The following is a 19588-nucleotide window of genomic DNA, read 5'->3' on the forward strand; positions in this document are numbered from 1 at the left end:
CTGACCGCGGCGACGGAGCGGGGACCCGTGAGCGGGCCCGCCGGCCGGACGGCGGAGCGGGGTCGGTGGACCGGCCTCGACTTCGGTCAGCCCGTCGCCCGCGGGAAGTGCGCGGCGAGCTCGGAGCGCGACCGCACCCCGAGCTTGGCGTACGTGCGGGTGAGGTGGAACTGCACGGTCTTGACCGACAGCAGCATCTCGGCGGCGACCTCCTTGTTGGTCATGCCGCCCGCGACCAGTCCTGCGACCGTCCGTTCCTGCTCGGTGAGGGCGTCGAGGTCCTTGTCGTGCAGCCGGGATCCCGGCCGGCCGGTCTTGAGCTCCCGGTCGCAACGCTCCACGTAGACCCGCGCGCCGAGTGCCGCGAACCGCTGCCGGGCGGCGGTGAGGACCGCGCTCGCGTCCCGCCGCCGGCCGGCCCGGCGCAGGGTCACGCCGTGGGCGAAGTCGACGCGCGCCTTCTCGTAGGGCAGCGGCAGGCCCTCGAGCCGGGCCCGGGCGGCGACGAACTCCGCCTCGGCCGCGGCGGTGTCGCCCCGCGCGCCGAGCAGCCGGCCCCGGACGTAGCCGAGCCGGGCCGCCGCGGACCGGTGTCCCCGCCGTCGGACGATCTCCTCCAGCGGGCGCAGGAACTCGTCGGCCTCGCCGAGCCGGTCGGTCACGACCAGGGCGTTGGCGTAAAGGTCGTGCCAGGGCCAGAAGCCGGGTTCGTCGAGCCCGCCGCGCGGGGTCCGGGTGGCCAGTGGCGCGAGGTGCCGGACGACGGCGTCGTAGTCCGAGGCCGCCTCGGCCACGTGCGCCCGGGCCAGCAGGGCCGGCACGGTCATGACCACGTAGTCGTGCTCGGCGGCCGTGCCGAGCTCGACGTGCCGGGCGGCCTCCTCGGGCTCGCCGCGCAGTGCGTGGACCTGGGCGCCGGTCCAGTGCACCAGCGGCCGGAGGAGCTCGAGGTCCGTGGCGCCCAGCAGCAGCCGGGCCTGGTCGACGTTCTGCAGCGCGCCGGACCAGTCGCCGAGCGCGAACCGGGTTCGGGCCAGCCAGCACAGCGCCCACAGCAGGATGCGGTTGGAGCCGCCCTGCCGGATCCCGGACACCGCGTACTCCAGCTCGCGCCGGGCGGCCTCGGGTTCGTCCTGCGCCAGCAGCAGCCAGCCCCGCCCCATCCGCGCCCGCTGGTGCTGCGGCCCGGACGGGCTCTCCCGGGTCGCGGCCCGGTACGCGGTGAACGCCTCCTCGATCTCACCGCGCGCGGCGTGCCCGAGCCCGACGATCGCGCGCGTCTCCACCGCCGCCGGGGCGCCGGGCTCGGCGTGCTCGATCGCGCGCCCGGCCCACCGGACCAGCTGCTCGCCGTCCCAGTCGGCGAGGGCGTGCAGCACGTGCCGCTGGCAGACCTGGGCCGCGGTGCCGCGGTCGGCGCCCCGGCCCCGCCAGGCGCCGTCGAGGTAGGAGGTCGCCTCGGCGCGCCGTCCGCGCTGGATGGCGACGTAGGCGAGGACGGCGTCGCGCCGGGCGCCGGGCGGGAGTGCCTCGACGTCCGGCAGCGCGTCGACCGCCTGCCCGAGCAGTCCGGCCCCCGCGAGCGCGTCGACGGCCTGGAGCAGCCGGTCCTCCCGGTCGGCGCGGCGCGGGCTGATCCGGCTGGCGTCGATCAGCGCCCCGGCGACCACCGCCCAGGCGCCCTCGTCCGCCTTCCGCCGGGCCAGGTCGAGCAGCTCGCCGGCCAGCGCGGCGTCGGGCAGCGGGGTGGCCTCGACCCGGTGCCGGAGCCGTTCGGTCTCGTCGCGGACGACCTCGGCGGCGCGCTGGTGCAGGTCGTGCCGGCGTCCGGGGGCCAGGGTGGCGTGCACGGCCCCGCGCACGAACCGCCCGGGAAAGGTCAGCGTGTCCAGCCCGTGCCCGGCGGCGGGGGAGAGGAGCCCGGCGGCGAAGGCCTCGTCGAGCGCGCCGATGGGGTCCGGCACACCGCCCAGCTCGGCGGCCTCGGCCAGGATCGGGGTGTTGCCGAGGACGGCCGCGGCCTCGACGAGTGCGCGGGCGGCCGGTGAGACGGCGCCGAGGGCGGCCTCGACCCGCTGCCGCACCGAGGTGGGCGCGGGCAGCCGCGTCTGCCAGTCCGACCACCGCGCCGGCGGGCTGTCCCGCAGGATCTCCAGCAGGTAGCGGGGGACGCCGCCGGTGTGCTCGCGGAGCCGGCGCGCCACCGGGATCGGCAGGTCGATGGTCGCGGCCCGGGCGGCCAGCAGCCGGGTCTGCTCGGGCGTCAGCGGCGCCAGGGGGATCCGGTGCGCGGGCAGCCGGTCGAGGACGTCCCGGGTGTCGGGATGGGCGCGGGCGTCCGGGCCGGTCCGGGCCGTGAGCACGACCAGCAGGCGCGCGTCGGCCGCCCGGGCCACCGCCGAGGCGATCGCCTGCAGCGAGGCGGGGTCGGCGGCGTGCGCGTCGTCGATCACGACGGCGAGGGGCTCCTCGGCGGACCGGGCCCGCCAGCACGCGGCGAGCGCCTCGCCCCAGGCGCCGGGGTCGACGGGTCCGGCGCACCGCAGCGCGTCGAGCCGCCGGACCAGCGCACCGGGCCGGCCCGCCTCCCACGCCAGTCCCTCGGCCTGCACGGTCGGGAGGTCGGGGTGGCGGGCCAGGAACCGCCGCAGCAGCGTGGTCTTGCCGACCCCCGGCACGCCCTCCAGGACCACGACGGCCGGGCTGCCCGCGGCGGCGCCGGCGAGTGCCGCCTCGAGCTGCGCGGACTCCGCCTCCTGCCCGACGACGTGCGCGGGGTCGCCGCCGGCACCCCCGGCACCGTCGACGCCGCCGTCGAGCCTGCTCATGTCGTCACCGTAGAAGGCGCCGGGCGGGGAGGCGCGCTCCCCGCCCTGCCCTCAGCCCAGGTCGCCGCCCGCCACGGGCAGCACGGACCCGGTGATGTACGACGCCTCGTCCGACGCCAGGAACAGGATCGCCGCGGCCTGCTCGTCGAGCGTGCCGTAGCGGCCCAGCAACGACGACCCGACCGTCTGGTCGATGTGCGCCTGGAACCAGGCCTTCTCCTGCTCGGTCCGGGCCTGCGGGGTGCCCCGCGAAATTCGGCGCGGAGGCGCCTCGGTGCCGCCCGGGGCCGTCGCGACGACCCGTACGCCCTTGTCCGCGTACTCGAACGCGAGCGACGCGGTGAGCGCGTTGATCCCGCCCTTGGCCGCGGAGTACGGGATGCGGTGGATGCCCCGGGTGGCCGCCGACGAGACGTTGACGATCACCCCGCCGCCGCGCTGCACCATCGTGGGCAGCACGGCTCGGCAGCAGTACAGCGTCGGCATCAGCGAGCGCCGGATCTCCGCGGCGATCTCGGCCTCGGTGAACTCGGTGAACGGCTTGAAGTTGATCGCGCCGCCGACGTTGTTCACCAGCACGTCGACCTGACCCTGCCAGCTCGCCGCCTCGCGCAGCGCGGCCTCGGCGGACCCGTAGTCCTCCAGGTCGGCCTCGATCGCGAGGGCCTTGGCGCCGTCGGCGAGCAGGCCCTCGGCGACCTCGTGGACCAGCGGCGACCGGTCGAGCAGGACCAGCTGCCCGCCCTCGGCGGCGGCGCGTTCGGCGACCGCCCGCCCGATGCCCTGCGCGGCCCCGGTGACCACGACGACCTTGCGGTCGAAGCGGCCCGGCGTCACGAAGCGGGGCCGGCGGGCGGCGGCGTTGTCGGCCATGGCCCGTCGCGTCGTCTCCTTGGACCGGTCGGCGTGCTCGCCGATCAGGCGGCGGGCGCGCTCGCGGTCGCCGGCCTCGATCGCGTCGACGATGTCGAGGTGGTCCTGGGTGCAGCGCGGGTGGCACCAGGTGGCGGTGCGCAGCGACTGCTCCATGTGCCCCTCGACCCCGAGCGCGGTGTAGGCCTGCGAGAGGTGCTCGTTGCCGGTGAGCGTGAACAGGTAGTCGTGGAAGGCGGCGTTGGCCTCGGTGTAGCCCGCGGCGTCGACGAACCGGTCGCCCTCGACGTACGGGACCGTCGCCTCGGCGAGCACCCGGTACCCGGTGACCTGCTGCGAGGTCAGCCGCCCGACGACGAGCTCGAGCGCACCCAGCTCGAGGGCGCGGCGGGCGTCGAAGATCGCGTCGGACTCGTGGACGGACGGGTGCTCCTCGCCGATCTCGTACCCGTCCTCGCCGACCGCACCGGGCGCGAGGTCGCGGGGCGGAACGGGAGTCGGAGCGGGTTCGTGCAGGGGTGCGAGGTCCGCGGCCGGGAAGACGTCCTGGCCGGTCACTCCGCGGGCCCCCGCGACGACGAGCGAGTCGTCCACGTCGAGCGGCCGGGGCTCGCCCGTGAGCAGATCGGTGGGGAACAGCTCCTGCCCGCAGATCCCGCGGGCGTGGTCGGCGGACACCTGCGGACGCGCGGCGAGCGGCCCGAGCTCGGCCGGACCGGCCAGCTCCTGTCCGACGACGGCGCGGCCCCCGCCGGCGAGCACGAGCAGCCCGTCGCCGTCCCCGACCGGGGCGACGACCGGGACGGGCGCGTGCTCCGTGCTCTCCTCGGTGCTCTCCTCGGTGATCCCGGTGTCCTCGGTCGGGCTCTCGGCAGCCGCCGGCTCGGCGGCCTTCCCGGCGCCCGCGAGGGCGAACTTCTCGTAGTAGAACCCGCCCGGCGTGATGCCCCGGTCGGAGAAGTGCCCGCGCACGGCGTCGACCATCGCCGGTGGCCCGCACAGGTACACCGCGGTGGCGCCGTCGTGCAGGTGCTCCGGCTCGATCAGCGACGTGACGTAGCCCTGGTTCTTCGCCGTCGTGTTCTTGTCCGCGACGCAGTAGTCCCAGGTCAGCTTGTCGATCGACGCGGCCAGCCGCTCGATCGTCGCCAGCTCGACGACGTCGTCGTCCGTGGTCGCCCCGTACAGCAGGTGCACGGGCCGGGTGCTGCGCAGCGCCTCGAGCGTCCGCAGGATCGACAGGATCGGCGCGAGCCCCGTCCCGCCGGCGAGCAACAGCAGCGGATCGGCGGCCTCGCTGCCAGGGGAGGAGTCACGCAGGAAGAAGCTGCCGTGCGGGCCCGTGAACGAGATGTCGTCGCCGACCTGCGCGCGCTCGGTCAGCCAGGTCGACATGACCCCGCCCGGCGTGAGCTTGACCAGGAAGGTCAGCGCCTCGTCGTCGGGCGCGTTGCTGAAGGAGTACGAGCGTGACTCGTCCGTTCCCGGCACCGCGATGTTGACGTACTGGCCGGGGAGGAAGGCGAGCTTCTCCCGGTCGGTGATCTCGATCGTCAGCGCGACGGTGGTCGCCGAGAGCCGCTCCAGCCCGGTGACCGTGCCGCGGTGGGTGGCGGCGCTGGTCCTGGCGACCGCGGACGTGCTCGCGATCTGCAGGACCACCTCCGACCGCGGCTTCATCTGGCAGGTCAGGACGTAGCCCTGCTCCTCCTCGTCCGGCGACAGGGCGTCGGGGAGGTAGCTCCCGCCGTCGAACTCGCCGGACTCGCAGAGGGCCTTGCAGGTGCCGCAGACGCCGTCGCGGCAGTCCATCGGGATGTTGATCCGGGACCGGTACGACGCGTCGGCGACGGTCTGGTCCTCGGCGCACGTGATGAACCGGGTGACGCCGTCCTCGAAGGCCAGTGCGACCCGGTGGGTGCTCGCGGGAGCACTCATGGTGCCCCTCCTCAGAAGTGGTAGACGTCGACCACGTGGTGGATGTAGTCGTTCTTCAGCACCACGGTCTTGCGGCGGATGAGCGGGGACTCGCCGGAGAAGTCGATCGTGTAGAAGGACGTGCCGTAGTACGGGTCCACGGTCTTGTACCGGAAGTACATGGTGTGCCAGTTGAACCGCACGTCCACCAGGTCGCCGCGGCGCTCGATGACCTCGACGTTGCTGATGTTGTGGCTGGTCCGCGGCTCGGGCAGCGAGGTGGCGCTCGAGCGCTCGGTGCGGATCCGGAACACCCGGTCCTCGAGCCCGCCCTTGTTGTCGTAGTAGACGAGCGAGATGTCGCGCTGCGGGTCCTCGGTGAGCCGGTCGTCGTCGCCCCACGAGGGCATCCAGTAGACGACGTCGTCGGCGTAGCACTCGAGCCACTTCTCGAACTCGCGGTCGTCGAGGTGGCGCGCCTCGCGGTAGAGGAACTGCTCGATCATGTTCTGGGTGATCAGCTTCGCCGGCTGCCCGGTGGTCCGGCCGGTGGTCTGCTCGGTGGTGGTCATGCCTGCGCCTCCTCCTTCTCGAGGGCGGCGAGCAGGGTCTGCCGCCAGTAGCCGTGCTGGACGGGGTAGAGGCCCTCGTCCTCGTTGCGCAGGCCCGCGGAGACCACGCCGTCCATGCCGAGGGACTCGGCGACCTCGTCCGGGCCGGTGAGCCAGTGCTCCGCGCCGCGGCTCATGTCGTTCCACGGGGCGGCGGTGGCGCGGAAGGTGAGCTGGCAGGAGCGGAACTCCTCCAGGTCGTCCGGGGTGGCCATGCCCGAGGCGTTGAAGAAGTCCTCGTACTGCCGGATCCGGTGCGCGCGCGCCTCGGCGCTCTCGCCCTTGGGGGCGATGCAGTAGATGGTGACCTCGGTCTTGTCCGGCGCGATCGGCCGGAAGTGCCGGATCTGGGTGGAGAACTGGTCCATCAGATAGACGTTCGGGTAGAGGCAGAGGTTGCGGCTGCCCTTGACCATGAATTCGCCCTTGGCCGCCCCGAACTCCTCCTTGAGCTCCTCCATCCGGTTCCACAGCGGGCGGTCCTGCGGGTTCGCCGCCCACGTCCACAGGCACAGGTGGCCGTTCGGGTAGGACCAGTAGCCACCGCCGGACTTGCCCCAGCCTCCGGCGTCGAGCGCCTTGGTGGCGTTCTTCGACTCGCCGGTGCTGCGCCGCGAGGTGGTGGCGGCGTAGTTCCAGTGCGTGGCCGAGACGTGGTAGCCGTCCGCGCCGTTCTCCGCCTGGACCTTCCAGTTGCCGTCGTAGGTGTAGGTGGAGCTGCCGCGCAGCACCTCCAGGCCCTCCGGGGACTGGTCGACGAGCATGTCGATCACCTTGACGGTGTCGCCGAGGTGCTCGTCGAGGGGCAGGACGTCGGCGTTGAGGCTGCCGAACAGGAAGCCGCGGTAGGAGTCGAAGCGGGCGACCCTGACCAGGTCGTGCGAGCCGTCGACGTCGAAGGTGCCCGGGTAGCCGGCGCCGTCCGGGTCCTTGACCTTGAGGAGCTTGCCGTCGTTGCGGAAGGTCCAGCCGTGGAACGGGCAGGTCAGGGTCATCCGGTTGTCGGTCTTGCGGCGGCAGAGCATGGCGCCGCGGTGCGCGCAGGCGTTGATCAGGCAGTGCAGCTCGCCGTCCTTGCCGCGCGTGATCACCACGGGCTGGCGGCCGATGTAGGTGGTGAAGTAGTCACCGGGGTTCGGGACCTGGCTCTCGTGCGCGAGGTAGATCCAGTTCCCCTCGAAGATGTGCCGCATCTCCAGCTCGAAGATCTCCTCGTCGGTGAAGATGCGGCGGTTGGCGCGGTAGACACCGGCCTCGCGGTCCTCGACGACGGCATCGTCGAGCACCGCGCGCACCCGGGGGGACACGTCGGCGGTGGCGGTCATGGGCAGGGCCTCCCGGTCGAGTCGGCGGTGAGTCGAGCTGGTCAGTCGGGCGACTGCCGTCCGACCATCCCGGCGGACCGGCCGCCTTCGCGTCAGCACTCTGCCTAGTTCTGACCCAGCATTTTTCCAGACGCCAGATGTCTCAATGAAGCTGTACTAGGTCTTTGTGTGTGCAGGTTCGGGGTCCTACCGTGGAGGCCCGGCACCGGAGAGCCCGGTGGATCACCCGACGGAGGGAGCAGCATGGAGATCCGTCAGCTGCGCTACTTCGTCACGGTCGCGGAGACCCGGCACTTCGGACAGGCCGCCGAGCGCCTGCACATGGCCCAGTCGCCGCTCTCGCAGGCGATCCGCCAGCTCGAGGCGCAGGTCGGCGCCACCCTGTTCAACCGCACGACCCGCCGCGTCGACCTCACCCCCGCCGGCGAGGCCTTCCTGCGGGACGCCCTGCGCATCCTCGACTCGGTCGAGGCGGCCCGGGAGCGCGTGCAGCGCATCGGCGACGGGCACAGCGGCCTGCTCCGCATCGGCTGCACCGGCCTCGCGGCCTACAAGCAGCTGCCGCAGCTCGCCCGGATCGCGGCCCGGGAGCTGCCCGGGCTGATCCTGCGGTACGTCCCCGACCTGCTCACGCCCGCGCAGGAGGAGGCGCTCGCGGAGGACCGCATCGACCTCGCGGTCCTGCGCCCGCCGCTGCGCCGCGCGGGCCTGGCGTCCCGGCCCGTCGCCCGCGAGCGGTTGACGCTCGCGGTCCCGGCCGGGCACCGCCTGGCCGGCGACGAGCCGGTCGGCTTGCACGAGCTGCGGGACGAGGACTTCGTCGTCTACGGCGCCCGGGACTCGGTCGTCGACGCGGCCGTCACCCAGGCCTGCCTCGGCGCCGGGTTCCTGCCGCGGCGTACCCACGAGGTCGCCGAGACCTCGGTCATGCTCACCCTGGTCGCCGCCGGGCTCGGCGTCGCGCTGCTGCCCGAGTCCGCGCTCGCCCTGCGCGTCGACGGCGTGCGGTACGTCCCGCTCGCCGACGGTGCCCCCGATGACCACGGCGCCCCGGAGGCGCCCCATGTCGACCTCGCGCTCGCCTGGCGGGCCGACGAGGTGAACCCCGCCCTCGCGCGGCTGGTGGAGGTGCTGGAGGCCAACGGCTTCGTGCCGCCCGAGCCGACCGCCGTCCCGTACGCCGGCCGCGTGCCCGCACACCCCGGAGAGGCCCGATGAAGATCGCGCACGTCGAGGCGATCCCCTTCGCGATCCCGTACCGCAAGCCGTTGCGTTTCGCCTCGGGCGAGGTGCACACCGCCGAGCACGTGCTGGTGCGGGTGCACACCGACGACGGTGTGGTGGGGGTGGCGGAGGCGCCGCCGCGCCCGTTCACCTACGGGGAGACCCAGCAGTCGATCGTCGCGGTGATCGACCGGATCTTCGCCCCGGAGGTGGTGGGGCTCTCGCTGCTCGAGCGCGAGGTGATGCACGCCCGGCTGGGGCGCACCGTCGGCAACCCCGCCGCCAAGGCCGCCCTGGACATGGCGGTGTGGGACGCGCTGGGCAGGACCCTGGACCTGCCGGTGACCCAGATGTTGGGCGGGTACACCGACCGGATGCGGGTCTCGCACATGGTCGGGTTCGCCTCGGACGCGGCGATGGTGGCCGAGGCCGAGCGGGTCCGGGAGGCCTACGGGATCACCGTGTTCAAGGTGAAGGTGGGCCGCCGCCCGGTCTCGCTGGACGTGGGCGCCTGCCGGGCGCTGCGTACCGCGCTGGGCCCGGACGTGGAGCTGTACGTCGACGGCAACCGGGGCTGGACGCCGTCGGAGGCGGCCCGCGCGCTGCGCGCGATGGACGACCTGGACCTGACGCTGTCCGAGGAGCTCTGCCCGGCCGACGACGTGCTGGGCCGGCGCTGGCTGACCGCGCAGACCACCATCCCGACGGTGGCCGACGAGAGCGCCACCACCCCGGGCGAGGTGACCCGGGAGCTGCTCGGCGGCGCCGCGACGATGATCAGCATCAAGACCGCGCGGACCGGGTTCCACACCTCGCAGGCGATCCTGCACCAGTGCGCGGGGATGGGTGCGGAGGTGGTGATGGGCAACCAGGTCGACGGGCAGGTCGGGACCGCGTGCACCGTCGCCTTCGGGGCCGCGCACCGGCACAGCTCGCGGCGGGCCGGGGAGCTGTCGAACTTCCTGGACATGAGCGACGACCTGCTCACCGAGCCGCTGGAGATCAGCGGCGGGGAGCTGGCCGTGCGGCCCGGACCGGGCCTGGGGATCGAGATCGACCCGGACAAGCTCGCGCACTACCGCACCGACCGAGCCTGAAGATCGACGAACTGACCGACACCTTTTCCGAACCGCACCGACGCGTCAGGAGACACATCATGACCACCACCGAGAAGCCCGGCGCCGAGTCCGGCACCGAGGTCAACCCGACCGCGGCGGGGTCGGGGCGCAACGCCACCGCCTCGTTCGCCAAGAAGGAGCGGGCCGCGGGCCCGGTCGACCACGCCCGGGTCTCGGCGATCGCGACCGACGCCATCGCCGCGCTGCACGAGGTGATCCGTCGCCACCAGGTCAGCTACGCCGAGTACGACGCGCTGAAGGCGTGGCTGATCAGCGTGGGCGAGACCGGGGAGTGGCCGCTGTTCCTCGACGTGTGGATCGAGCACGTGGTCGAGGAGGTCGCCAACGCCGACCGCAAGGGGGCGGTGGGCACCATCGAGGGCCCGTACTACATCCCGGGCGCCCCGGAGTCCGCGTCGGAGGCCACGCTGCCGATGCGGGAGGACGAGAAGGGCACCCCGCTGCTGTTCCAGGGCACGGTGACCGACCTGGACGGAGCGCCGCTGGACGGGGCGCTGGTGGAGCTGTGGCACGCCGACGACGACGGCTACTACTCGCAGTTCGCCCCGGGCATCCCGGAGTGGAACCTGCGCGGGCAGATCCGCACCGGCGCGGACGGGCACTTCGCCTTCCACACCATCCAGCCCGCCCCGTACCAGATCCCGACCGACGGCTCCTGCGGCAAGCTGATCGAGGCCGCCGGCTGGCACCCGTGGCGCCCGGCGCACCTGCACCTGAAGGTGTCGGCCCCGGGCAAGGCGCTGGTCACCACCCAGCTGTACTTCGACGGCGGCGACTACGTCGACGACGACGTGGCCCAGGCCGTGAAGCCCGAGCTGATCCTGCGCCCGACCCCGGCCGCCTCCGGCCAGGGCAACCAGGTCACCTACGACTTCGCCCTGGACCCGGCCGAATGAGCTCGCCCGCGAGCGGATCGGCGCCGCGTCAGCTGTTCGCCGTCCGCATGGACGTCGCGCTGCCGCCGGACATGGACCCGGCGGCTCGCGCCGACCTCCTCGCCCGGGAGAAGGCCTACTCGCAGGAGTGGCAGCGCTCCGGGCACTGGCGCAACATCTGGCGCTGCGTGGGTGAGTACGCCAACCTCTCGATCTTCGAGGTCGAGAGCAACGCGCAGCTCCACGAGATCCTCTGGGGTCTCCCGCTCTTCCGGTACATGACGATGACGGTCACGCCGCTCGCCGGCCACCCGTCGGACGTCCACCTCGGCTGACCTGGCCGAACCCCGGGTCGACTTCTCGAGGTCGCCCCTCGGGTCGACTTCTCGGAGTCGATCCTCCCGGCCGATCCTCCCGGCCGGCCCGCCGCGGCCCCCGTCCCGACGGGCCCGTTCCGGCGGCTGATCCGGCGGCCGGCCCCCCGGTGACCACTCCCGGGGCGGCCGGCCCCCGCCGCCGCTCTCGCGCACCTCGCGCCTTGAACTCCGCACGTCGCACGACGGCACGTTCCGCACGTCTGCGCGCCCGCACGACTGCGCGCCCGCACGACCGCACGACACCGGCGTCGACCGGCGCCGGTGCCCCTGCACGCCCTTCCCCCTCGGGAGACAACGATGACCTCGGTCAGGGAGAAGCGGGACGTCCCCCGGGACGTGCTCCGCCGCAGGACCGTCACCTGGATCGTCGCACTCGCCACCGTCGGCCTGGTCTTCGACGGGTACGACCTCGTCGTCTACGGCACCGTGCTGCCGCAGTTCCTCCGCGACCCGAGCCAGATCGGCGCGGTCACCCCGGCCATGGGCGGCGCGCTCGGCAGCTACGCCCTCGTCGGCGTGCTGGTCGGTGCCCTGCTCGCCGGCTCGGTGGGCGACATCATCGGCCGCCGCAAGGTCATGCTCACCGCCTACGCCTGGTTCTCGGTCGGCATGGGCCTGACCGCCCTCACCACGACGACCTCGCTGTTCGGCCTGCTGCGCTTCGGCACCGGCATCGGCGTGGGAGCCCTGGTCGCCACCACCGGCGCACTGGTCGCCGAGTTCGCGCCGAAGGGCCGCAAGAACCTCTGCAACGCGATCACCTACTCCGGTGTCCCGCTCGGCAGCCTGCTCGCCGCGCTCCTGGCCATCCTGCTGCTCGAGTCCGTCGGCTGGCGCGGGATGTTCCTGATCGGCGCCCTGCCACTGGTGACGCTGCTGCCGCTCGCCCTGGTCAAGATGCCCGAGTCGCCCGCGTGGCTGCTGTCCCGCGGCCGGGTCGCCGAGGCGCGTGCCGTGGCCGAGCGGACCGGGGTGGTGCTCGACGAGACCGCCCCCGCCGCGCCGATCGGTGCCGACGCCCCCGCGCGGGAGCGGGCGGGCTTCGCCGGCCTGCTCAGCCGCTCCTACCTGGTGCCGACGATCCTGCTCGGGCTGCTCAGCGCCGTCGGTCTGCTCCTGGTCTACGCGCTCAACACCTGGCTGCCCGAGCTCATGGGCCGCGCCGGCTACTCGACCAAGGGGTCGCTGGCCTTCCTCCTGGTGCTCAACGGCGGCGCGGTGATCGGCGCGGTGATCGCGTCCCGGGTGGCCGACCGGGTGGGTCCCAAGCCGGTCGTCGCCGGGGCCTTCCTGCTCGGCGCCGTGTCCATCGCGCTGCTCACCGTGAGCTTCCCGGTCGGCCTGCTGCTGGCCTTCATCGCGGTGGTCGGCCTGGGCACCAGCGGCACGCAGATCCTGATCTACGGGTTCGTGGCGACCTACTACCGCACGTCGGTGCGGGGTGCCGGGGTGGCGTGGTGCGCCGGGTTCGGGCGCCTCGGCGGCATCGGCGGTCCGCTGATCGGCGGCCTGCTGATCTCCTCCGGCCTCGCCCTGAACTCGATCTTCTACGTGCTCACCGCGCTGGCGGTCGTCGGCACGCTGCTCACGGTCGTCGTGCCGAGCGCGGCCCGGCGGTCCGCCCCGGCCCGTGCGGCCGACTCCGACGCCCTGCCCGATCCGGCGGTGAGCTGAGCGCCGTGCGACGCGAGACGGTGTCGTCCGGACCGGCCGCGTACCGCTCCCTCGAGACCGTCGCCTGCTGACATGCTCCGGCGGGGCCGACGCGCAGTTCCGGGCGCCGGCCCCGCCGGGGAGCACGACCCGTACGACCCGCACGGAGGCACCGTGGCCACGCCGCACGTCCGAGGCCCGTCCGGCGACCCGTCGACCGGTGCGTCGGCCGATCAGTCGTCGGACCCGTCGCCCGAGGCGACCCCGCCCGTACCGCCGCGTTTCGAGCGGCCGGCCCGGCCGCCGACCACCCCGCGGCGGTTCGTCCGCGACCTCGGGCCGCAGTACCTCGCGAACGGGCTGGTGGGGATGATCTTCGCCGCGACCGGCCCGGTCGCGGTCATCTTCGCGGTGGGCGTGCAGGGCGGGCTCTCCGAGCGCGAGCTGGCGTCGTGGCTGTTCGGCGTCTTCTTCCTCAACGGCATCCTCACCGTGCTCGCGTGCTGGCTCTACCGCCAGCCGCTGGCCTTCTTCTGGACGATCCCGGGCGCGGTGCTCGTCGGACCGGCCCTCGGCCACCTGACCTTCCCGCAGGTCGTCGGCGCCTACTTCGCGACCGGGCTGCTGATGCTGCTGCTCGGACTGTCCGGCTGGGTGCGGCGGGCGATGGCGGCCGTGCCGATGCCGATCGTGATGGGGATGGTCGCGGGCGTCTTCCTGACCTTCGGCACCGGGCTGGTGCGGTCCGTCGCGGCGGACGTCCTGGTCGCTGCCCCCATGGTCGCGGTGTTCCTCCTGCTCAGCGCCTGGGGTGCGGCCGGGCGGAAGGTACCGCCGATCCTCGGGGCGCTCGTCGTCGGTGTCGTCGCGGTCGCGCTGTCCGGCCGCTTCCACCCCGCCGGCGACACCGTCGGCTGGCTGGCGGCGCCCGTCCTGGTCACGCCGCAGTGGTCCTGGCAGGCGATGCTGGAGCTGGTCCTGCCGCTGGCGATCACGGTGCTGGTGGTGCAGAACGGCCAGGGCGTCGCGGTGCTGCGGACCGCCGGGCACGAGCCGCCGATCAACGTCGCGACGATCGCGTGCGGCGCCTGGTCGCTGCTCACCGCGGGCGTCGGGGCCGTGTCGACCTGTCTCACCGGACCCACCAACGCGCTGCTCGCCGCCTCGGGCGAGCGGCACCGGCACTACGTCGCCGGGATCTCCTGCGGGCTGCTCGCGATGGTCTTCGGCCTGTTCGCGCCGCTGTTCACCCGGCTGCTGCTGGCCGTGCCGCCGGCGTTCGTGGCCACCCTCGGCGGGCTCGCGATGCTGCGGGTGCTGCAGGCCGCGTTCGTCACCGCCTTCGGGTCGCGGTGCACCTTCGGGGCGCTGGTGACCTTCGTCGTGACCGTCTCGGACGTCACCGTGCTGAACATCGGGAGCGCCTTCTGGGGCCTGCTCGCCGGGTTCGGGGTGACCTGGCTGCTCGAGCGCCGCGAGCTCCGCGAGGCCCGCGGCTGACAGCGGACAGCCGCCGACGGCGGTGTCGGGGCCGGTGGATCGACCAGCCGTTCTCGTCCGGGTAGGGGTGCCCCGCCGCGGTCGGAGCGTCCTGCACGACGAGCGGGTCGGCATCCCGTCCGGCCCGTTCCGTGGCCCAGGTGCCGGCCGGCCCGGCGGCCGCGAGGACGAGCAGGGCGAGCGCCGGAAGGAGGCAGCGGAACCGGTCCCCGGTCACGGGGCACCGTCCCGACCGTCCCGGCCGTCCAGGGCGTGCAGGACGGCGATCATGTCCTCGGCGCCGAGGCCGAGGTCCACGGCGGCCGCGAAGAGTTGCAGGCAGGCGTCCATCAGCGGGGTGGCGGCACCCGCCTCCCGCGCCGACTCACGGACCAGCCGGCAGTTCTTCAGGACGTCGTCGATCGCGGCCTGGGCGGAGAAGTCGCCGGTCAGCAGCTTGCCGAGCTTGACCCGGGAGACCGCGGACGCCATCGGGCCGGCGTCGAGCACCTCGGCGAACAGCCGCGGGTCCAGGCCGTGCGCGGCGGCCAGCCGCCAGGCCTCCGCGAGCCCGGTGACCAGCGTGATCAGCACGGTGTTCACCGCGAACTTCAGGCGCAGCGCCGAGGGGACCGGCCCGCACTCCACGGTGCGCGCGCAGAGCGGCGCCAGCACCGGGCCGACCCGCGCGACGTCCGCCGGGTCGCCGGCGAGCATCGCGACGAGCGTCCCCTCCTCGGCCGGGGTGCGGGAGCCGGACACGGGCGCCTCGACGTAGCGGCCGCCGGCGGTCCGGAGATCGGCCTCCAGCCCGGCGGACCAGGCCGCCGACGCCGTTCCGGTGTGGACGATCGTGCGCCCGCCGACGAGCCGGGGGAAGGCGGGCGTGCCCCGGCCCAGGACCGCGTCGACGGCGGCCTCGTCGGCCAGCATCACCAGCACCGTGTCGGCCTGCGCGAGCACCTCGGCCGGGGTCGCGGCGAGGCGCGCACCCGCGACCACCACCGGCTCGGCCCGGGCCGGCGTCCGGTTCCAGACGACGAGCTCGTGCCCGGCCCGGGCGAGCCGCACCGCCATCGGCAGGCCCATGAGCCCGAGGCCGAGGAATCCGAGCGGTGCGGTCATGCCGGCCCCCGCGGGTGCAGGACGTACTCCACGCCGTCCGCGACCCGGTGGCGCGTCACGGGGACCCGCCGCGCGGCGGTGCGGACGAGCCCGTGGGCGGCGACGTTGCCGTGCCCGACCAGGGCGTGCAGGGTCCACTCCCGGTAGCGGGGTGCACCCAGCACGGCGGCGAGCAGGGCCGCGCCGACGCCCCGCGCCTGGTGAGCGTCCGCGACGAGCGCGCACAGCTCGGCCCGCCGCTCGCCGTCCGGATGCACCCCGAAGAGCCCCACCGGGTGCGCCGCCGACGCCACGAGGGTCCGGCCCTCCCGGAGGGTGCGCGCCAGCCGGGCCAGCACCTCCGCCCGCGGTGGCGCGACGGCCCCGAGGAACCGTGCGGCGAGGGCCTCCGGGCTGCAGAGGTCGACGACCGCGACGACGTCCGGCCAGCTCGCCGTGGTGATCCGGTGGCCGACCTGCGGGGGCCGGACGTCCACGGCGGTCACGGGAGCCACGTGGGATCGAGCAGCCGGACCCGGGCCCAGTGCTGGGCGCAGCGCCGGCGCAGCATGGTCCCGGCTCGGCGGCGCGGGGCGAGCGGCGCGACCGGGCGGTCGCCGGGTGGCAGGACCGGCATGGCGGGAGCTCCCTTCGGGCGGGGCCGACCTGCCCATGGCAGGACCAGCGGCCGGTCGCGGGCAACGGCGTCCGGCCAGCGCGTCAGCCGGGCGTCAGACGGCCGGCGACCCCGCTGACGTCGCGCTGACGCCGGCCCGTCCGGCCCCTTGCCGCAGGCTGCGCACCCGATCTACGTGTGGCACATGGACCGGGCGGCGCGGGAGCGCGAGCTGTGGCGGGGGATCGAGGCGGTGCACGCCGTCGCCCACTTCGCGCCGGAACCGGCCGACGATCTCGCCCGGCTGTGGCACGCTGCGACCGTGCTGCGCGAGTACCGGGGCGACGGGCACGGCCCCGTCACCCCGCGCGGGCGCGAGGCGCGGGCGGTGATCGAGCACTGCACGGACGACGCCGCGGCCCCGGTGGCCCTCCGGTGACCCCGCGGTTCCTCGTCCTCGGCCCGCCCGCGGTCCTCACCGTGGACGGGCGGGCGGTGACGCTCACCGGCCGGCGCGACCGGACGATCCTGGCGGCCCTGCTGGCCCGGCGGAACCGCACGGTGCCCGTCGACGTGCTCGCCGAGGCGGGGTGGGGAGCTGAAGGCGGGTGGACCCCGAACGCCCTGCAGGCCCGGATCTCGCACCTGCGCCGGCTCGTCGGGCCGGACCGGATCGTCCGCGAGGGCGGGCACTACCTGCTGCGGACCGGCCCGGACGAGGGCGACGACGACCTGCTCCGCGAGGCCCTCGACCGCGCGCGGGGCCAGCTCGGCGCGGGCGCGCCGAAGGAGGCCGTGGCCGCGCTGGAGGAGGGGCTCGCCCTCGTCCGCGGCGAGCCGTACGAGGGTGCCGCCACGTGCGCCGCGGTCGCCCCCGCCGCGGGTCGGCTGCGGGAGCTGCTCGTCGCGGTCCGGGAGGTGCACGCCCGCGCGGTCCTCGAGGCCGGCGACGCCCGCGGTGCCGTCGACCTCGCCGCCGCCCTGGTCGCCGAGGACCCGCTGCGCCAGCACGCCCAGGCGGTGCTGGTCGAGGCGCTCGACCGGGACGGGCGCCGGGCGGAGGCGCTGGCCGGCTACGAGCGGGCCCGTCGGGTCCTGGCCGAGGCCGCCGGTCTCGAACCCGCGCCGGAGCTGCGGGCCGTGCAGGCCCGGATCCTCGCCGACGAGCGGTCGTCGGCCAGGCCGGAGGCGGCCGGGCCGGGCGTGCTGCAACCGCCGGACATGATCCGCTGGCTCGCCCGGCACGGGCACCGCCGGGCCGCCCTGGACCTCGCCGTGCGCTGTGCGTGGGGCTGGTGGCTCGCCGGTGACCGGGGGCGCGGCCGGCGGCTGCTGCTCGACCTGCTCGACGACCGTCCCGACTCGACGACCGCACGGCTCTGGGCGGCGGCGCTCGCCGCACACGACCGGGACGAGCCCGCGGCGCTCGCCGAGGTGCGCACCCTGCTCGACGGGCGCCTCGCCGCCGGCGGTCGCATCGAGAGCTCGGTCGACGGCCTGGCCCTGCTGGTGCTGGCCGACCGGCACGCCGAGCGTGGCGAGCCCGACCGGGCGACGGCCCTGCTCGCGGCCGCGCGGCCCGCGGTGGAGGCGGTCGGCGACCCGTGGGGCACCGCGCTCGACGACCTCGTGCACGCGCGCGTGCGGCTCGCCGCCGGCCGTGCGGACGAGGCGCAGGCCCGGGCATCGGCCGCCCTGGCGGTGTTCGAGTCGCTGCCCGACGCGGCGGGGCGGATGCGCGCCCTGGAGCTGCTCGGCTACCTCGACGAGGTGGCGGGCGACCTCGGCCGCGCGGCGCGCCGCTACGGCGACGCGCTGCTGCTGGCCGTGCAGGGCGGCTGGCCGCACGCCCAGTGCCATCTCTCGGTACGCCTCGGCAGCGTGACCGACCTGCTCGGCGACCACCCCGGCGGCCGGCAGCGGCTGGCCGAGGCGACGGCGCTCGCCCGGCGGGTCGCGTCGCCGTCCCTGCTGGCCTGGGCCGTCAACACCCTCGCGCTGGTCGACGCGCGGGCCGGCGACCGCGCGGCGGCGGAGCGGGGGCACCGGCAGGCCCTGGGCTGGTACCGGTACGCGGGCTCGGTGGCCGGGGTCGCCCTGACCGCGGCCGCGCTGGCCCGGGTCTCGGCGCCGGCCCGGGCGGCCGTCCTGCTCGACCAGGCGGAACGCGCGGCCGTGGCGACCCGGGACCCGCGGGCCGTCGCGTACGTCGTCGAGGGCCGGGCGCTGGCCGCGCGCACGGACGAGCGGGCCCGCCACTTCGTCGCGCTGGCCCGGCGGCTGCGCACCGAGGCGGGCCGGCCGCGCGTGCCCGGCGAGCAGCCGGACCTGGACCGCCTGGAGGAACGCCTCCGGAACCGTCCCGGACCGGCCGACCGGTAGTCAGCCCGCGGCCGCGCTGGGCGGCCCGTCCAGCAGGGCGTCGAGCACGACCGCCCGCAGGTCGCCGGTCGCGCGGAAGACCGCCCGCTGCCGGTCGGCGCCCGTGCCGCGGCGCAGGACGGCGTCGACGAGGTCGGAGACGAGCGGGAGGTCACCCGCGTCGTCGAGGGCCGCCCGGACGTGGGTGACGAGCCGGTCGAGCACCGTCCGCGCCGGGGCGGGCCGCCAGGTCAGGGGGTCGACGAGGTCCGCGGCGACGCCGGACCGCGCCGCCCGCCAGGACGCGAGCCGGAGCACCTCGGTGCGGACGGGATCCGGGTCGATCCCGGCCCGCCACTCACGGATCGCGGTCTCGACGAGGGCCCGGGCCAGTGCCGCGATCAGCACGGCGTCGTCGGGCTCCCGGCAGACGTCCGCCACGCGGATCTCGACGGTGGGGTGATGCGTCGAGACGCGGGCGTCGAAGTAGAGCATGGCCGGGTCGAGCAGGGTGCCGGTGCCGAGCATGGTGTCGGCGAGGGCCCGGTACCCGGCCGCCGAGCCGAAGGGGCCGTACGGGCCCGCCGAGGGCCAGCGCGGCCAGACCTGCGCCCGGTAGCCGGCGTACCCGGTGTCGGCGCCGCCCCAGAAGGGCGAGTTCGTCGACAGCGCCAGCAGCGGCGCCAGCCAGGGGCGGATCCGGTCGAGCGCGCCGACGGCCTCCTCGTCGTCGGCAACGCCCACGTGCACGTGGCAGCCGCAGGTCAGCTGCTCACGGCCGACGAGACCGAAGCGCTCGACCATCCGCCGGTACCGCTCGTTCGGTGACGTCGTGGGCTCGACGTCGAGCGGGTAGGTGGCCAACGGCACCACGCCGACCCCGATCGCCTCGGCCGCCGACTGCGCGGCGGCGCGCGTGCGGCGGATCTCCTCCGCGAGGTGGCCGAGGTCGCGGCAGGGGTCGGTGCCGGTCTCGAGCTGCTCGCGCTGGAGCTCGGCGCACAGGTCGCCGGTGTCGGGGGCCGACCGCAGGACGCTGGTGGCGACCGCGCGGGCCCGCCCGGTCGCCGGGTCGACGAGCAGGAACTCCTCCTCGACGCCGACCGTGCGGGGTTCGGTCCGCACGGTCCCGGTCGCGGTGAAGGTCTCCGTCGGGTGCGCCATCCGTCCGCCCTCCGTCGTCTCGCGACGCGGGCCCCTCCCGAC

General features: G+C 75.1%; 16 protein-coding genes. 8 read left to right on the forward strand and 8 right to left on the reverse strand.

The features are described 5' to 3' along the window. Positions 1-86: 86 nt before the first annotated feature. The 4 genes from ABD990_RS15455 to benA are packed head-to-tail and all read right to left on the reverse strand — an operon-like array spanning position 87 to position 7554. The gene (locus ABD990_RS15455) at positions 87-2828 is read right to left on the reverse strand and encodes an ATP-binding protein (protein WP_345381193.1); all 2742 of its coding nucleotides are present in this window, start codon (positions 2826-2828) and stop codon (positions 87-89) included. 51 nt (positions 2829-2879) lie between these two features. Next, complete coding sequence (benC, locus tag ABD990_RS15460) at positions 2880-5639, reverse strand: benzoate 1,2-dioxygenase electron transfer component BenC (RefSeq protein ID WP_345381194.1); 2760 nt, start codon at positions 5637-5639, stop codon at positions 2880-2882. Positions 5640-5650: 11 nt separating this feature from the next. Continuing rightward, positions 5651-6190 carry a benzoate 1,2-dioxygenase small subunit gene (gene benB, locus ABD990_RS15465; RefSeq protein WP_425569606.1) on the reverse strand — a complete coding sequence of 180 codons (540 nt, stop codon included), beginning with the start codon at positions 6188-6190 and terminating at the stop codon, positions 5651-5653. Next, positions 6187-7554 (reverse strand): benzoate 1,2-dioxygenase large subunit, encoded by a 1368-nt coding sequence (benA, locus tag ABD990_RS15470; protein ID WP_345381195.1) that lies wholly within the window; start codon positions 7552-7554, stop codon positions 6187-6189. The genes benB and benA overlap by 4 nt, the downstream gene beginning before the upstream one ends. 243 nt (positions 7555-7797) lie before the next feature. On the opposite strand from benA, the gene ABD990_RS15475 reads away from it, so the two are divergent. The 6 genes from ABD990_RS15475 (at position 7798) to ABD990_RS15500 (ending at position 14322) form a co-directional block, all read left to right on the forward strand. Continuing rightward, positions 7798-8772, forward strand: a complete 975-nt coding sequence (locus ABD990_RS15475) for a LysR substrate-binding domain-containing protein (protein WP_345381196.1) — start codon at positions 7798-7800, stop codon at positions 8770-8772. Further along, a complete protein-coding gene (locus ABD990_RS15480; RefSeq protein WP_345381197.1) occupies positions 8769-9875 on the forward strand; it encodes a mandelate racemase/muconate lactonizing enzyme family protein in 1107 nt (368 codons plus the stop codon). Before ABD990_RS15475 ends, ABD990_RS15480 begins: the two co-directional genes overlap by 4 nt. A 59-nt stretch (positions 9876-9934) precedes the next feature. Further along, positions 9935-10813 (forward strand): catechol 1,2-dioxygenase, encoded by an 879-nt coding sequence (gene catA, locus ABD990_RS15485; protein WP_345381198.1) that lies wholly within the window; start codon positions 9935-9937, stop codon positions 10811-10813. Continuing rightward, a complete protein-coding gene (gene catC / locus ABD990_RS15490) occupies positions 10810-11127 on the forward strand; it encodes a muconolactone Delta-isomerase (RefSeq protein WP_345381199.1) in 318 nt (105 codons plus the stop codon). Before catA ends, catC begins: the two co-directional genes overlap by 4 nt. 339 nt (positions 11128-11466) lie before the next feature. Next, on the forward strand, positions 11467-12843 hold the full coding sequence (locus ABD990_RS15495; protein WP_345381200.1) for an MFS transporter: 1377 nt from the start codon (positions 11467-11469) through the stop codon (positions 12841-12843). A 153-nt stretch (positions 12844-12996) separates the two neighbouring features. Continuing rightward, positions 12997-14322: a benzoate/H(+) symporter BenE family transporter gene (locus ABD990_RS15500; protein WP_345381201.1), complete on the forward strand. Its 1326-nt coding sequence runs from the start codon at positions 12997-12999 to the stop codon at positions 14320-14322. Positions 14323-14535: 213 nt separating this feature from the next. Here the strand turns inward: ABD990_RS15500 and ABD990_RS15505 are convergent, their stop codons facing one another. The 3 genes from ABD990_RS15505 to ABD990_RS15515 are packed head-to-tail and all read right to left on the reverse strand — an operon-like array spanning position 14536 to position 16042. Next, the gene (locus ABD990_RS15505; RefSeq protein ID WP_345381202.1) at positions 14536-15426 is read right to left on the reverse strand and encodes an NAD(P)-dependent oxidoreductase; all 891 of its coding nucleotides are present in this window, start codon (positions 15424-15426) and stop codon (positions 14536-14538) included. Next, entirely contained in the window at positions 15423-15911 is a 489-nt protein-coding gene (locus ABD990_RS15510) for a hypothetical protein (protein ID WP_345381203.1), read from the reverse strand. Before ABD990_RS15510 ends, ABD990_RS15505 begins: the two co-directional genes overlap by 4 nt. After that, positions 15908-16042 (reverse strand): hypothetical protein, encoded by a 135-nt coding sequence (locus tag ABD990_RS15515; RefSeq protein WP_345381204.1) that lies wholly within the window; start codon positions 16040-16042, stop codon positions 15908-15910. Before ABD990_RS15515 ends, ABD990_RS15510 begins: the two co-directional genes overlap by 4 nt. A 184-nt stretch (positions 16043-16226) precedes the next feature. On the opposite strand from ABD990_RS15515, the gene ABD990_RS15520 reads away from it, so the two are divergent. After that, positions 16227-16460, forward strand: a complete 234-nt coding sequence (locus ABD990_RS15520) for a helix-turn-helix domain-containing protein (RefSeq protein ID WP_345381205.1) — start codon at positions 16227-16229, stop codon at positions 16458-16460. After that, positions 16457-18403 (forward strand): AfsR/SARP family transcriptional regulator, encoded by a 1947-nt coding sequence (locus ABD990_RS15525; protein ID WP_345381206.1) that lies wholly within the window; start codon positions 16457-16459, stop codon positions 18401-18403. The genes ABD990_RS15520 and ABD990_RS15525 overlap by 4 nt, the downstream gene beginning before the upstream one ends. Here ABD990_RS15525 and ABD990_RS15530 read toward each other — a convergent pair whose 3' ends face one another. After that, positions 18404-19546 carry a carboxylate-amine ligase gene (locus ABD990_RS15530; protein WP_345381208.1) on the reverse strand — a complete coding sequence of 381 codons (1143 nt, stop codon included), beginning with the start codon at positions 19544-19546 and terminating at the stop codon, positions 18404-18406. It abuts the gene before it with no gap. Positions 19547-19588 lie beyond the last annotated feature (42 nt).

Source organism: Pseudonocardia yuanmonensis, assembly GCF_039542425.1.
GTDB lineage: Bacteria > Actinomycetota > Actinomycetes > Mycobacteriales > Pseudonocardiaceae > Pseudonocardia > Pseudonocardia yuanmonensis.